The 14,074-nt window shown below is 36.6% G+C and carries 15 protein-coding genes; 6 read left to right on the forward strand and 9 right to left on the reverse strand.

From position 1 onward, the window contains the following. Window positions 1–3: 3 nt before the first annotated feature. Together IPI65_13195 and IPI65_13200 are read left to right on the forward strand one after the other, a co-directional pair. Window positions 4–1,665, forward strand: coding sequence for a glycoside hydrolase family 13 protein (locus IPI65_13195; GenBank protein MBK7442468.1), 1,662 nt, complete (start codon window positions 4–6; stop codon window positions 1,663–1,665). Continuing rightward, window positions 1,620–1,820, forward strand: a complete 201-nt coding sequence (locus IPI65_13200; protein MBK7442469.1) for an alpha-glucosidase C-terminal domain-containing protein — start codon at window positions 1,620–1,622, stop codon at window positions 1,818–1,820. Before IPI65_13195 ends, IPI65_13200 begins: the two co-directional genes overlap by 46 nt. Here IPI65_13200 and IPI65_13205 read toward each other — a convergent pair. The 3 genes from IPI65_13205 to IPI65_13215 are packed head-to-tail and all read right to left on the reverse strand — an operon-like array spanning window position 1,817 to window position 3,626. Next, window positions 1,817–2,602: a PhzF family phenazine biosynthesis protein gene (locus tag IPI65_13205; protein MBK7442470.1), complete on the reverse strand. Its 786-nt coding sequence runs from the start codon at window positions 2,600–2,602 to the stop codon at window positions 1,817–1,819. The genes IPI65_13200 and IPI65_13205 overlap by 4 nt on opposite strands. 32 nt (window positions 2,603–2,634) lie before the next feature. Then, window positions 2,635–3,102 (reverse strand): DinB family protein, encoded by a 468-nt coding sequence (locus tag IPI65_13210; GenBank protein MBK7442471.1) that lies wholly within the window; start codon window positions 3,100–3,102, stop codon window positions 2,635–2,637. Next, window positions 3,099–3,626, reverse strand: coding sequence for a DinB family protein (locus IPI65_13215; protein MBK7442472.1), 528 nt, complete (start codon window positions 3,624–3,626; stop codon window positions 3,099–3,101). The genes IPI65_13210 and IPI65_13215 overlap by 4 nt, the downstream gene beginning before the upstream one ends. 116 nt (window positions 3,627–3,742) lie before the next feature. On the opposite strand from IPI65_13215, the gene IPI65_13220 reads away from it, so the two are divergent. Then, entirely contained in the window at window positions 3,743–5,842 is a 2,100-nt protein-coding gene (locus IPI65_13220) for a gliding motility-associated C-terminal domain-containing protein (GenBank protein MBK7442473.1), read from the forward strand. Window positions 5,843–5,918: 76 nt separating this feature from the next. On the opposite strand, the gene IPI65_13225 is transcribed toward IPI65_13220, so the two are convergent. The 5 genes from IPI65_13225 to IPI65_13245 all read right to left on the reverse strand — a co-directional run bounded on the left by IPI65_13225 (window position 5,919) and on the right by IPI65_13245 (window position 10,976). Continuing rightward, window positions 5,919–6,323, reverse strand: a complete 405-nt coding sequence (locus IPI65_13225) for a murein L,D-transpeptidase catalytic domain family protein (protein ID MBK7442474.1) — start codon at window positions 6,321–6,323, stop codon at window positions 5,919–5,921. Window positions 6,324–6,665: 342 nt separating this feature from the next. Continuing rightward, on the reverse strand, window positions 6,666–7,301 hold the full coding sequence (locus IPI65_13230) for a hypothetical protein (protein MBK7442475.1): 636 nt from the start codon (window positions 7,299–7,301) through the stop codon (window positions 6,666–6,668). A 14-nt stretch (window positions 7,302–7,315) separates the two neighbouring features. Then, a complete protein-coding gene (locus IPI65_13235) occupies window positions 7,316–8,575 on the reverse strand; it encodes a metallophosphoesterase (protein MBK7442476.1) in 1,260 nt (419 codons plus the stop codon). 20 nt (window positions 8,576–8,595) lie between these two features. After that, a complete protein-coding gene (locus IPI65_13240) occupies window positions 8,596–9,069 on the reverse strand; it encodes a hypothetical protein (GenBank protein MBK7442477.1) in 474 nt (157 codons plus the stop codon). A 14-nt stretch (window positions 9,070–9,083) separates the two neighbouring features. Beyond that, a complete protein-coding gene (locus IPI65_13245; GenBank protein MBK7442478.1) occupies window positions 9,084–10,976 on the reverse strand; it encodes an NAD-binding protein in 1,893 nt (630 codons plus the stop codon). 217 nt (window positions 10,977–11,193) lie between these two features. On the opposite strand from IPI65_13245, the gene IPI65_13250 reads away from it, so the two are divergent. Genes IPI65_13250 through IPI65_13260 form a run of 3 tightly spaced genes read left to right on the forward strand, consistent with a single transcriptional unit; the run spans window position 11,194 to window position 13,033 of the window. Further along, complete coding sequence (locus IPI65_13250; protein MBK7442479.1) at window positions 11,194–11,712, forward strand: DinB family protein; 519 nt, start codon at window positions 11,194–11,196, stop codon at window positions 11,710–11,712. 12 nt (window positions 11,713–11,724) lie between these two features. Then, on the forward strand, window positions 11,725–12,354 hold the full coding sequence (locus IPI65_13255) for an FMN-binding negative transcriptional regulator (protein MBK7442480.1): 630 nt from the start codon (window positions 11,725–11,727) through the stop codon (window positions 12,352–12,354). A 34-nt stretch (window positions 12,355–12,388) separates the two neighbouring features. Beyond that, the gene (locus IPI65_13260) at window positions 12,389–13,033 is read left to right on the forward strand and encodes a carbonic anhydrase (protein ID MBK7442481.1); all 645 of its coding nucleotides are present in this window, start codon (window positions 12,389–12,391) and stop codon (window positions 13,031–13,033) included. Here IPI65_13260 and IPI65_13265 read toward each other — a convergent pair. After that, entirely contained in the window at window positions 13,021–14,010 is a 990-nt protein-coding gene (locus IPI65_13265; GenBank protein ID MBK7442482.1) for a PhoH family protein, read from the reverse strand. The genes IPI65_13260 and IPI65_13265 overlap by 13 nt on opposite strands. Window positions 14,011–14,074 lie beyond the last annotated feature (64 nt).

The following is a 14,074-nucleotide window of genomic DNA, read 5'->3' on the forward strand; positions in this document are numbered from 1 at the left end:
GATATGAAGTTACTTACTGTTGGACTGGCTTGCGGATTTTATTTCCTGATAACTACTATTAATGCGCAACAAATTGTTGTTCCTGAATGGTCGAAAGGGGTGTTATGGTATCAGATATTTCCGGAGCGATTTTCAAATGGTGATTTATCGAATGATCCAACGTTAGCAGACATAAAAGGAGCATGGCCGCATAATGATACTGCAGCTTGGCATATATCGCCCTGGACGGCAGACTGGTATGCTTTTCAACCATGGGAAAAAGAAAATGGGAAAGACATTGGTTATCAAATGCAACGCAGAAGATATGGTGGCGATATTCAGGGCATTATCAATAAACTCGATTATATTCAGTCATTAGGTATTGGTGCTATTTATTTGAATCCATTATTTATGGCACCGAGTTTACATAAATATGATGCTGCAATGTATCATCATATTGAACCAACATTTGGACCTGACCCTGAAGGAGATAAAAAAATAATTGCCCGGGAAAATCCGATTGATCCTTCAACATGGCAATGGACAAGTGCCGATAAATTGGCATTGAAATTAATTCAGGAATGTCATAAACGCAATATTAAAATCATATTTGATGGTGTATTTAATCATATGGGAAGAAATAGTTTTGCGTTTGTTGATGTGGTAAAAAATCAGGAAAAATCTGTTTATAAAAACTGGTTTACCATTAAAAGCTGGGATGATCAGATTTTAGGAACAAAATTTGAATATCAGGGCTGGTTTGGTGTTCCTGATTTACCGGAAATAAAAGAAGACAGTAGTGGCATTGTTGCTGAACCGAAACAATATATTTTTGATTGCACAAAACGCTGGATGTCGCCGGATGGTGTTACTGCAAATGGTATTGATGGATGGAGACTGGATGTTGCATTTTGTGTTGACCACGATTTTTGGAAAAGCTGGAGAATTCATGTTAAATCAATAAATCCTGAGGCTTATTTAACTGCAGAAGTAGTAGATAAACCTGAAGTTGTAAAACCCTATTTATACGGAGATGAATTTGATGCTGTAATGAATTATGGATTTGCCGTAATTGCATCAGAATTTTTTATTAATAACAATAATCGAATATCAGTTTCGCAATTTGATTCATTATTATCGCAATTGCGTTTGGCTTATGGTTATGATATGAGTTTGGTGATGCAAAATTTATACGACAGTCATGACACCCAACGATTTACTTCATATCTCGTAAATAATGATGTTGCCCGGTTTAGAACCTGGGGCGATTATTTTAATAAAACCAAAGCAGAAAATCCTGTTTATAATCCAGCCAAACCGGATGCATTAGCTTATAAAAAACAAATGCTGATGGCATTATTTCAATACACATATCCCGGAGCGCCAATGGTATATTATGGTGATGAGGTTGGTATGTGGGGCGCCAATGATCCTGATTGCCGAAAACCAATGGTTTGGGAAGAATTTAATTATGAGGATGAAGTATATAATTATAATGGTAGTAAAAGAACAACACCGGACAAAGTGTTTGTAGAAAAATCGTTGCTGGCATATTATCAGCAATTAGGAAAATTACATCAGGAGTTAGTATTACAAAAAGGTGATTTTAAGCCATTGCTGCTTGATGATGTTGCACAGGTATATGTTTTTCAAGAACCTATAATAATAAAACGGCTATTGTTGTAATTAATAACAGCAATAAAAATCAGCAGGTAGAATTTTTTAATCAGCCGGGAACAAATTATACCGAATATTTTTCAGGAAACCCTGTTAAAATAACCGATAAATTTATTCACCTTGAATGTGCAGCTTTGAGCGGACTGGTGCTATTCAGTAATTAACAATTTATTTCACCTGTTAAATAAGTAACCGTATTACCGGAAATAAGCACGCGATCGCCGTTTATGATGCTGTGAAATTTGCCTACACGTTTGGATATTTGCAATGAGGTTAATTCTTTTTTATTTAATTTCTTGCTCCAGTAATTCATTAATGTTGTTTGAATGGAACCGGTTGCGCTGTCTTCATCAATGCCAAAACCAGGCGCAAAAAAGCGGCAGACAAAATCAACATCATTTCCTTTTGCCGTAACAATAACACCTCGACTTTTTAATTCGCTGAGGATACCGAAATCCGGACTTATTCTTTTAATTTTTTCTTCATAATCAAACACACATAAATAATCTTCACGTCCGATGTAAATTTCTTTTGGTTCAGTGCGCAATCCTTTTATTAATTTATCAGGAGCTTCGGTTTCTAAAAAATAATCCATCGGAAAATCCAGTTGTAAACCATTCACTGTTTTTGTTGCTGTAAGTTTACCACTTTTAGACATAAATGTAATTACCTCGCCCGGCTGATTCATGTAATTAAATAAAACATGCGCAGCAGCCAAAGTAGCATGTCCGCATAAATTAACTTCTGTTAATGGTGTAAACCATCTGATATGAAAGGTTTCATCCGGCATTTTAACAAAAAAAGCCGTTTCTGCCTGATTATTTTCCATGGCAATTTTTTGTAAGGTTGTCTCCTCAGGCCATTCTGTTAAAGGCACCACTCCGGCAGGATTCCCACCAAAAAGATTATCTGTAAAGGCATCAATTAAATAAAAAGGTAAACGCATCGGTTTAATTGTTAATTGCTGTAAAGGTACAATTATACAATTAACTTTTTCAGCATAACAATCTGTCCAAAATGATAATTATCATGATGTAATATGCCGTGAATTACTTCGTAAACCGTAAATTTTCCTTTAGACGGGAGATAAGGTTCATCCAAAATAGCGCTATCCAGATTTGTTAAATATTGTTCCCAATCCAACTCCGATTTTTGCAATCGGTTAAGTAAAGCCGACCAAGCCTGAGGTGAAACATTATCCGGTGCATTTAAATAATTATCGTCAGGTGAAATAAAGTGTGCACCGTTTAATTTTCGTAAAACATTTTCGCGCCAGCCAATACAATGTTGCACCAGTTGCCAGATGGAATTAGCATTTGGAATTGCCTTTTTCGCAGCTTGTTCCGCTGTTAAATCCTGAACCAGTGGTAATAATTTTACCTCCGTCCAGGGTGTGCCATTGTATAAATCTGAAAAAAGCTTTTTGAGACGTATGGATTCACTCATGTTAAGTAAATTTTATGCATTAAATCGTTGTGATGCAAAATATGAAAATCGGTGAAGTATAACATTTCACGCAATGTAATTTTACCGAGGAGCGGATGTGGTAATAAAAAGTGGTCTAAATCTTCATCTTTCCAGTTACTGATTTTAGCAATTAATTTTTGATGTGTAGCTACAAATGTATTAATCACTGCTTCCGGCGTTGTGCCCGTTTTTAGTTGTTTTGGAACATAAGCTGAAGAAGCTGTTGCCCCTTCAGCAAGTTTAACATGATATTTTTCCAGAATCTGCTCATAACTTCTTGTTGGCCGGTTGGGCTTTCCAAAAAGTAACCGCAGGCCAATTTTTGGCAATGAATAGGCTAGCAGCAAAGGCTTAACGGACAAAACCAGATGTTGTGCCTGTTCAGCAGGGCTCCATTTATCGTTTTTCCGTTCAAAAAATACTTCCGGTTGAAACTTTTCCAGCGTTTCAACGGTAAGATTTATGCTAAAATTCAGCTTTTTTGTGACCTCAATTATTGTCATTTGTATAACGTTTGTGAATAAATTCCTTCATCAAAATAAGGTCAAATTACGCGAATTTCAGCGAAATTTGCTGATAATATGTATCTTCGTTCAAAATTCACACACATACATCTACTATGTTAAGAATCAGGTTTTTACTATGTGCTGTGTTACTCCTCCCTGGCATGTTTTTACATGCTCAAACCAATATTTCCGGTGTAATAAATAATTACTGGGAAGTAATAGGAATGGATAAGTGTAACAACAACGTTACCCTGCCTGTAACACCCATTGGCCTAGCCGTTGGCGATCATGTTTTACTCATTCAAATGCGTGGAGTTGATGCTGAAGCTGATAACACAGCTGCGTACGGTTCAATTAATAATTTGGCCAAAAGTGGTGTTTATGAGATGTTTACGGTTCAGGATATCGCCTTTAACGTAGTTACTTTTAACGAAGTTGTTGGCAGATTATATATGTTGGAAGGTCGTGTCCAACTGGTTCGTGTTCCTGAATATGCTGATGCAAATGTAGTTGGTGAGGTTACCGGTCAGCCATGGAATGGCACAACTGGTGGCATTATTTCGATGATTGTGACAGGCACACTTACCCTAAACGAAAATATTGACGCTAAAAACCTAGGTTTCCGTGGCGCTGATGTGGTAATCAATACACCTTGTCTTGTAGGTGGTCCTGATGGTTTTAACGGATTTGTGACAACCTTACCGGAAGATAAAGCCGGAAAAAAAGGAGAAGGAATTTCTGAAAATGGCGATAATTTTTACGCTCGCGGCGCTCCTGCAAATGGTGGTGGTGGCGGAAACGACCGTCAAACCGGCGGTGGTGGTGGTTCCAATTATGCGCGCGGTGGCGATGGCGGACAGTTAATTAACCCTCCTGTTGGACTTTGCGGTGGTATTTATCCCGGTTTTGGGGGATGGCCATTAACGTATAGTAATGCCGAAAATCGCATTTGGATGGGCGGCGGCGGCGGCGCAGGTAGCTCTAATTTAGGTACTGCTCCTCCGGCTGGACGAGGTGGTGGAATTATATTAATTCGCGCAAACACAATAGTTGGAAACGGATTTGTAATTCGCTCCAATGGTGAAACAATTTTCAGTATTGCTAATGATGATGGTGCTCCGGGTGGAGGTGCTGCAGGTACTGTTTTGCTTGAAGTAACTACAATTACTGGTCCACTTACTGTTGAAGTAGTTGGCGGTGATGGTGGTAATGTAGATAATACCGTAGATGGTGTAAACTGCACCGGACCCGGTGGCGGTGGCTCCGGTGGTGTTTTATGGATGAACACACCTGCTATTCCTGCGGGTTTAACCTTATTGGCCAACGGTGGTAACTCCGGAATTACAACCGGTGAAGTAGCAGTTTCTCCATGTTTCAACTCAACAAATTTTGCTCAGGATGGCACAGATGGTGGGTTTTTGAATAACCTGGCTATTCCAACACCTACTGATTTATATACCGAACTAACGGTAGATATGATTCCGGATGACGCTGTTGTTTGTGCCGGAAATGAACTGTTTATGAGTGTTGTAGCAACAGGAACAGGCGATTTGAGTTATCACTGGAATGACCCTCTGCTAACAAATACGCCTGATTTAACCTTAATTCCTACTAGTGATTTCACATATGCGGTAACTGTGACAGATGATTTAGGCTGTCAGTTAATTGGTTTTGTGGAAGTAGATGTAATTGATTCAGTTGCTATTAATGCCTATCCCGATACTTCATTAGTACTCGGTAATTTTATGACATTATATACAAATATGGCTGATCCTTATACTTTATTATGGACGCCAAATTATAATATTTCAGATGTTACTGCATTTAATCCGCTTATCAATCCTTATGAAACAACAACTTATTGTGTTACTGCAACACATCCTACAGGTTGCGTTTCTACCGATTGTGTAACCATTTTAGTTGCAGCAGAAGTTGCTTTACCTAATGCATTTACACCTAATGGTGATGGTGTGAATGATATTTTCAGAGTGCCACCAACAAATAATCTCTGCGAAGAAACTCAATACTTTAAAGTATTTACCCGTTGGGGTGAACCGGTATACGATTATTTCCAGGAAGGTGGAACCGAAGGTTGGGATGGAACCGACCCTACAGGAAAAGATCAGGAAATTGGAACCTATGTTTATATCGTAAAAATGATGTGCGACGGTGTTTTGGAAACCTATTCCGGAACCGTTCACTTACTGAGATAATTTTATAAAACACATAAATTAAAAAGCGGATGACCTTAAATGAGCATCCGCTTTTTTTTAACCTATTATCAATAAACTACTTAATAAACATCCATAATAAAACGGGTTTTTCACTCGCTTTTAATTTTTCATCCACTCGCCGAAAAAAGTTATCTGAAATAGCAGGACAGCCCCAGCCTTCAGCGCTACCAATAGGATAAATTGCGTCATCAGTAATTGCATCCCATGAATGGAAAACAATTTGTCTGTCGTAGGCCTTGCTATTACTCGATTCTAAGCCATGCAGATAATATTTTATACCAACACCCCATTGGCTATAATCGCGTTTCCCAATTTTATATTTTCCGAGCGAAGATGTATGGCTTTCGGGTGTATTACTAAATACCGGATTTTCAGCGCTGTATCCCATACTCCAGGGTTTTGAGCCACAACCATGACTCACCAATCCTGAATCAATCAATGTTTTAGCATTTAAAGTCATAAATATAAAAGCGATGTAAACCGGAATGGATTTTCATATTTAATAAAAAACAAAAATCAGTATTAAACTTATTTGCCTTACAAAATGATTTGGCTGAGTCAACTTTCGAAAAGGTTAAAATTCGATTGAGACTGTCGGTTTTTTTTAATGAATCGGCTGTTTCATTTTCGGAAACAGTTTTGTTATCAGCCTGAATATCGCAGTTTAAAAATGGAAAGATGCATGCCGTCAAAAGCAGCAAAATAAGCAGGGGTTTCATTGGTGTGTCAGTTTCTGGAAAAAACGATAAACTGCACCGGCTTATTACCAATGTAACATCATAATTTTGTCAGAAGTAAAAAATTATTTTTTCAATAAACCATCATCCTGCAGCATTTGATTTAAAATGGCAGGGTCTAATTTTCCTAATTCGCGTTCAGCGTCGATATAATCTATTTCGCCTTTAATGGTAAATTGAATTCTTCTTTCAAGATTACCAAACTCAGGACATTTAATATTCTGATAATTTTTCACCTTACCATCATCATAATATTCTTTGCGCATCAATAGGTAACCTTTGTTATCGTAGTATTTTACAATTTTCGGATAATTTTTACGGTAGTACGACGACCACATGCCGGTTTCCATACCTTTATTGTAATTCCCCTCCATTTGAACTACTCCACTTGGAAAAAAGAATTTCCAATTACCATCTGCCAATCCATCCTTTAAACTACCTGAAACAATCAGTGCTTTTTTCTCATTGTAATAAGCAATATTTCCGGTATAAGGTTTTGAGTCATACAGATATACTGTTGGTTTGAAATTAGTTACAAAAGCGCTATCCTCATGTTTCATCGGCGCGAAATTTAATCCGCTGCTGTCGGAAGTAGTCAGGTTTTCAGCTAACAATGCACCATTGGCATCGGTTGTAGCAACTTTATCGGCACAGGCTGATAACAGCATCGCTGAAATGGCGATATAGAATAGGGTTTTCATTTAATAAAGATAATTTATTTTTTTCGAAGTACAATTTGAGTCACCTCCGGCCAAATGCCGATACGTCCCGGATAACCTACCGTTCCTAATCCGCGATTAACATAAATATAGGTTTCATCCTTTTGATATAACCCTGCCCATTGGTCGTAAATAAACTGTGATGGCGAAAAACGGATCGCCGGTGTTTCAATTCCCATTTGGAAACCATGTGTATGTCCGCTCAATGTAAGCTGAGGCGGTTTATTTTTTTGCAACACCTTTGCATCCCAGTGCGAAGGGTCGTGCGATAATAAAATACGGAAGCTGTTTTCATCAACCCCTTTGGATGCAATGTCGAGGTCGCCAATTTTTGGAAAATCGCCTTTCCCCCAATTTTCTACACCAATGATATATATTTTTTCACCGTTTTTTTCGATGCTGGTATTTTGATTTAATAATAAATTATAACCAAGTTGCGGATGAATATTTTTTACATTAATTAAATTTTGTTCTCTTTCTTCCGGTGTTTTCCATTTGATATAATCGCCATAATCATGATTGCCTAAAATGGAGATTACACCATGCGGCGCATTTATTTTTTTAAATGTTTCGTACCAGCCGTCCATTTCATCTGCTCTACTGTTTACAATATCGCCGGTAAAAAAAATGACATCTGATTTTAAATCCTGAATTAATTCAACTAAATAAGACAACTGATGTGCAGCCGATTTATCCCATGAACCGATATGCAGGTCGCTGATTTGTGTAATTTTAAATCCATCGAATGCGGCAGGTAAATCAGAGAAGGCAATTTCCTGTTTATGTACTGTAAAATTATAACGGCCTTTAAAAATGCCATAAGCAAAGCCTGCAAAAGGTATGGAGCCCGCTAAAAATGCCAATCGCGAAATAAAGGTTCTTCTGCTGATTAATATTCTTTTATCCAAATATTCTTTTCTACGTTTTCTGATGGTAAATAAACTGTAAGGGACACGATAAATATCTTCCAGAAAAAATAAAATAATGGCAACGATAATTTTAGTGAACAGCAATGAAACAAAAATGCCAAAAAACCATAAATTAATTCTGGCCATTGTTGGATGCATATATTGCAGTAATACAAATCCTAAAGAAGCAATAATAAATATTGCGAGATTAATACGCCAGTAAATTTTTATAGCTTTTTTCGCTTGCTTTTTAAAGGCAGCTTTTACGGCACTGTGTATTAAAATATCGCCGACAAAATAGGCAATAGCCGATACCGTTAATCTGGTTATTAGTGCTTGAGCATCCATAATTGTTGTTGATAAACAGTTTAACTGGCCGGAACGTTCATTAATTTAACATTTACCTGTGGAGGAACACCTACTTCGATATCAATTTCACTGAATTTAAAATTGCCGAGGGTGAGCTTACTTTGAAATTCATCTGCAGTGGTTAAAGTACCGACAATTACTTTTAATATTGTTTTATCATCGTTAGCCTTTAATATTTCCGCAATTTCCTCTTTTGAGATATCTGCAAATTTTTCAAAATGAAAAATAATTTTTGGTGGTAAACTAACCCCAATGTTAATCTCTTTGGTCCGATAACCGGTTTTTTCTATAATCGGAGAAAGGGCAATAAGGTCGTTAGCAATAACGGCTAATTTTTCTGTAGTCAGATTCTTTACATCGTAAAAATTACTGAGGGTTTCTTTCAGCAGGTCAGTTGCTGATTGCAAACCTTCGCCAAATAAAGCCCCTGTATCATCAAGGGCATTTTTTACCGATTCCAATACCTTTTTCATAATTGGCAGCAAATTTAATCATCTGCCAACACAATTAATTTGTCTTCTGCTGAAAATTGTATCATAACCTGTTTTTCGGGGTTGAGTTTAATACCATAGGCTTCTGCGGCGTTGTGTTCATTTACCATACGGCGGTAACCAATTACGGTTTGGCCTTTTTCAATGCCTGATTGTACAAGGGTATAGAAGTTTACCGGCTGTTGAACACTTACATAATCCGTTATCGGCTTCATGTAAATTTCACTGCCATCTTCATCCAGAATATCTTCAAAAACACGCATTAAATGTTTGTTTTCACTTACTTGTGTAATTAATAAACTTAACATTTTATCGCTTACAATAAAATCATCGGCATTAGTTACTTCAGCCAGTTCACGGTTTTTAAGATCCAACATTTCACTCACCAAATTTAAATCTTTACCTGCTTTTTCACTCATATCGCGTAAATGTAATAAGGTGATAAGGGTAATTGAATCACTGCGCTGAATATCGTTATCTAATTCATAACTAAACAGCATTACATAATCGGCGTTAAATACATTTAACTGTTCCAGCACATTTCTATCACTGGTTTCGGCATGCGTATAGTCAATTTTAATATTTTCGAATGCTGTAATATTTTCTTTTTGCAATTCAGCAGGAATTTCCTGATTGGCAACAACATGAATAACGGAGCCTTTACCTACATAATTATTTAATTCTTTTATTACACGAATTACTCTTCGGTTCCATCCTAATAAAATGATACGTTCCACCTTTTTTTCTATCAACGGTTTGTTTTTGTTGATTACATTCGCATGTATGTCTACTGTTGATTTATTATTTAAAACAATAGTGTCGTCATCTGCACTAATTACAATTATTGCATCACTGTTGGAAATTAATGTATCCATTGGTGGATTAATTCTGCTGATTGCATTTTGTTGCAAACCAATCACACAACTGGAGTCATACATATTCAGAATTTCTGCATATGTTTTTCCGGCTAGTTTTGGTTCGTTTTTGTAATAAATTTCATCCCCACCATAATCCATTAATTCAGTATATACAACACTTAACCCGCTTTGGCGTGAGGTTTGAACCATTATTCTCGCTACAATATCATCCGTTAATATTAATTCAGCCTCATCTTTTGCAATCATACGTGCAACATCAAAATTTTGCGTTTCACGCATTTCTGCAACAATATGATAAGGCTCCGTTTTACGGTCGGGGTTGTTGGTAATGGCAAGAATTGTTTTAATTATTTCAAAATCGCTTTCGTGAGCATCTTTTCCTAAAATTATTATAGATTTTGCATTTTTGGGATTTACAATTTGAAGATCAACAGGGTTTGTTGTATCACCGCTTCTGCAAATTACTTTTGTATTTTTTGTGTCAGGAACATTCGTTTTAATGTCATCTTCCATTTCCACTTTATCGTTGCTGGATAAAATTACAATACGTGGTTTTTTCTGATTTTCATTTGCGGCAACTAATTCGCTGATTATGGTAAATACTTTTGAACTCCATCCTAAAATCAGTGTAAAATCTTCTTCCATTACTTCACTGCGACCTTTGCGCAATTCATCCAGTTTTCCCTCTATCCCGCTCGATAATACCCCAATTAAAGTACTCACAATAAAAATACCCCCAATAGTAACCAGCAACATGATGATTCGAAATCCCCATCCTGCATCGCCACCCATTGTTCCTGCATCCAAAGTGCGCATTAAACTTTGCCAAGCCGCTTCCAGGAAAGATAAGCCCGATTCTTCAGGCTGATTAATACCGGTTATCATTAATACGATAGCTGCAACTATAATTACCAGTATGGATATGATTGCTAACCATATAATCAGCGCCACAGGGCCTTTGCTCATGGTGTTATCAAAGGCATAACGCATTTTTTTGGAGAAATTGCTCATAATGTGTTGTTTAGGGTAAAAATAAAATAATTATTGAAATGTTATCCCCTTTCATCAGGTAATTCAATAAGTGATGGAAATATATAAACAAGTGCTACACATTATTGTCAATTGCAAAAAAAATAAATATGTTAACAGCCTTTTTTGGGGGAGATGTTATTCGTGGTATAATTTGTAATCGCTGTTTAAGTTTATCAATTTTGCAAAAAATATCATTATGCTGAATTGGAAAAAACCCGTAGCCGGAGAATATATTCCTTATCAAATTAACTATATAAAATTAGTTCAAGATGGCGACTTGATTGAAATTTTACGCAATCAGATTGATGCTACAGCTGCATTTTTAGCGGAGTTAAGTCCTGAAAAAATTGAATACCGTTATGCAGAAGGCAAATGGTCGATAAAAGAAGTGCTGCAACATTTAATTGATTGTGAAAGAATAATGTGTTACAGGGCCTTATGTATTGGAAGAAAAGATAAAACTGCGTTACCCGGATTTGAAGAAAATGATTATGTAACAAATGCTAATGTTAATGAACGCGATTTTATTGATATGATACGCGAATTTGTTGCTGTTCGTGCAGGAACAATTTATATGCTTCGGAGTTTTAATGATACTATTTTAGCTGAACTTGGCACGGCAAATAATAATACCGTTTCATGTAATGCTTTGGCGTATGTAATTGCAGGGCATGAGTTACACCACTTAAATATTATTAGGGAACGATATTTATAATTATTTTACTTCATGTATATTCCAAAAATTAACAAGATTAATAATCAGGAAGAAATTTTTCGATTTATTCGGGAAAACCCTTTCGCAATTATAATCAGCAATAATAACGATGGTATTATCGCAACACATACACCTGTTGAGTTGTTTGTAAAACCGGATGGTGTAACTGTGCTGCGCACACATATTGCAAAAGCCAATCCGCAATGGAAAAATTTTGCGGATGCAGGAAATGTGATGGTGATTTTTAATGGTCCGCATACCTATATCAGCTCTTCGTGGTACAATCATGTTAATGTTCCAACATGGAATTATATTGCCATTCATGTATATGGTAAGCCAAGAATTTTGGACCGGGCAGAAACAATTTCGCTTTTAACTGATTTGGTAGACCGGCATGAACAATTTTCTGAAAAACCTTTTTCTATGCAACATCTTGATGCTCAATATCTGGATAATCATTTAAAAGCTTTGGTGGCATTTGAAATTCAAATTGATAAAATAGATGCCAAAGAAAAACTCAGTCAGAACAGAGATGCACATAATTTTAATCTGGTAATTGATCAACTGGAAAAAAGACCTGATGAACAAAGTAAGGCGATACAATCGGAAATGAACCGGATTAAAAAAAAGTTGTTTGAGTAGGAAGTTTTGAATTCGTAATATATCTTTGAACACTATGAGCGATTCAGCAACATATCAGCAATTATTAAAAAACAATGCAAATTGGGTAGAAGAAAAGCTGGCTACAGACCCTCAATATTTCGAAATGTTGTCGCAAGGCCAGCAACCCCCGTTTTTATATATCGGTTGCAGCGATAGCCGTTTGCCTATTGACGTGTTTACGGGTTCAATTCCCGGACAAATCTTTATCCATCGTAATGTTGCCAACCAGGTGTTTTTGAATGATATGAATTTGTTAACTGTTTTAGAATTTTCTGTTAAAACATTAAAAGTTCAGCACATAATTGTTTGCGGTCATTATGGTTGCGGTGGGGTAGAAGCTGCCTATACCGGAACCACGTTAAACATGGTTGAAAACTGGACCATGAATATTCGTGATATCGCCATGGAAAATAAAAAGGAATTGGACGCCATTCCTGATTTAAAAGAAAGATTAAATAAACTGAGCGAATTAAATGTTATCAGGCAATTGCGACAATTATGCAAAACATCAGTAATGCACGATGCCTTCCGAAAAAATGAATATCCGAAATTGCATGGCTGGGTGCTGGATATATCGCACGGTTTAATTAAAGAATTACCTATACCTGTTGATGAATGGAAACAATACGGATTGTTGCCTACAGGTTATGAACCTTGATGATCACCGTCTGCGCGATTTTCCATCCTTGATTTTTCTTTATCGTATGCTTTGATAATTTGTTTCACCAATCGGTGACGAACAACATCATTTTCATTTAAGAAAATTGTACCAATGCCATCAATATCTTTTAATATACGCAACGAGGTATATAACCCTGAAGATTGATTTCTTGGTAAATCAATTTGTGTTAAATCGCCGGTAATAATACATTTTGCACTTGGACCGATACGTGTTAAAAACATTTTTATTTGAGCATCTGTTGCATTTTGTGCCTCATCTAAAATAATAAATGCATGATCCAATGTTCTACCGCGCATAAATGCCAAAGGTGCAATTTCAATTACACGGTTCTGCATGTATAAATTCAGTTTTTCCATTGGCAGCATATCATCCAATGCATCATATAATGGTCGCAGGTAAGGGTCGATTTTTTCTTTTAAATCGCCGGGTAAAAATCCCAGGTTTTCACCTGCTTCAACAGCAGGCCGGGTTAAGATGATACGTTTTACCACTTTATCTTTTAAGGCGCGAACAGCAAGTGCAACTGCAGTATACGTTTTTCCCGTTCCCGCAGGTCCTATTGCAAAAACAATATCATTTTCGTTGGCTAACGCGACCATTTTTTTCTGATTTGGCGTTCTGGCTCTTACCAAAAATCCATTTTGACCATGCACAATTGCATCATCGGGTAATTCAGGAACATCTACCAACTCCTCTTCTGCAACACCAAATAATATACTCTGCAAATTGGCGTCACTAATACTGCCAAAACGTTCGAGGTGAATTAGAACTTTGTCGATTTTTGCTTTAAAATCATCAATATCTTTTTCATTGCCTCTCACCTTTAATTCGCTTCCGCGACCGGAGATATTGAGATATGGAAAGGTTTTTTTTATGATTCCCAACCGGGCATTATGTATACCGTAGAAGTCAATCGGCCTTACGCCGTCTAAAGGAATAGTTATTTCAATCAATTTTTCTTATAATTTTGTGTCGTTCAATGCAAATTTAATTTTTTTGAATTAACCCGCTTATTTT

This window comes from Bacteroidota bacterium, from assembly GCA_016706255.1.
GTDB lineage: Bacteria > Bacteroidota > Bacteroidia > Chitinophagales > BACL12 > UBA7236.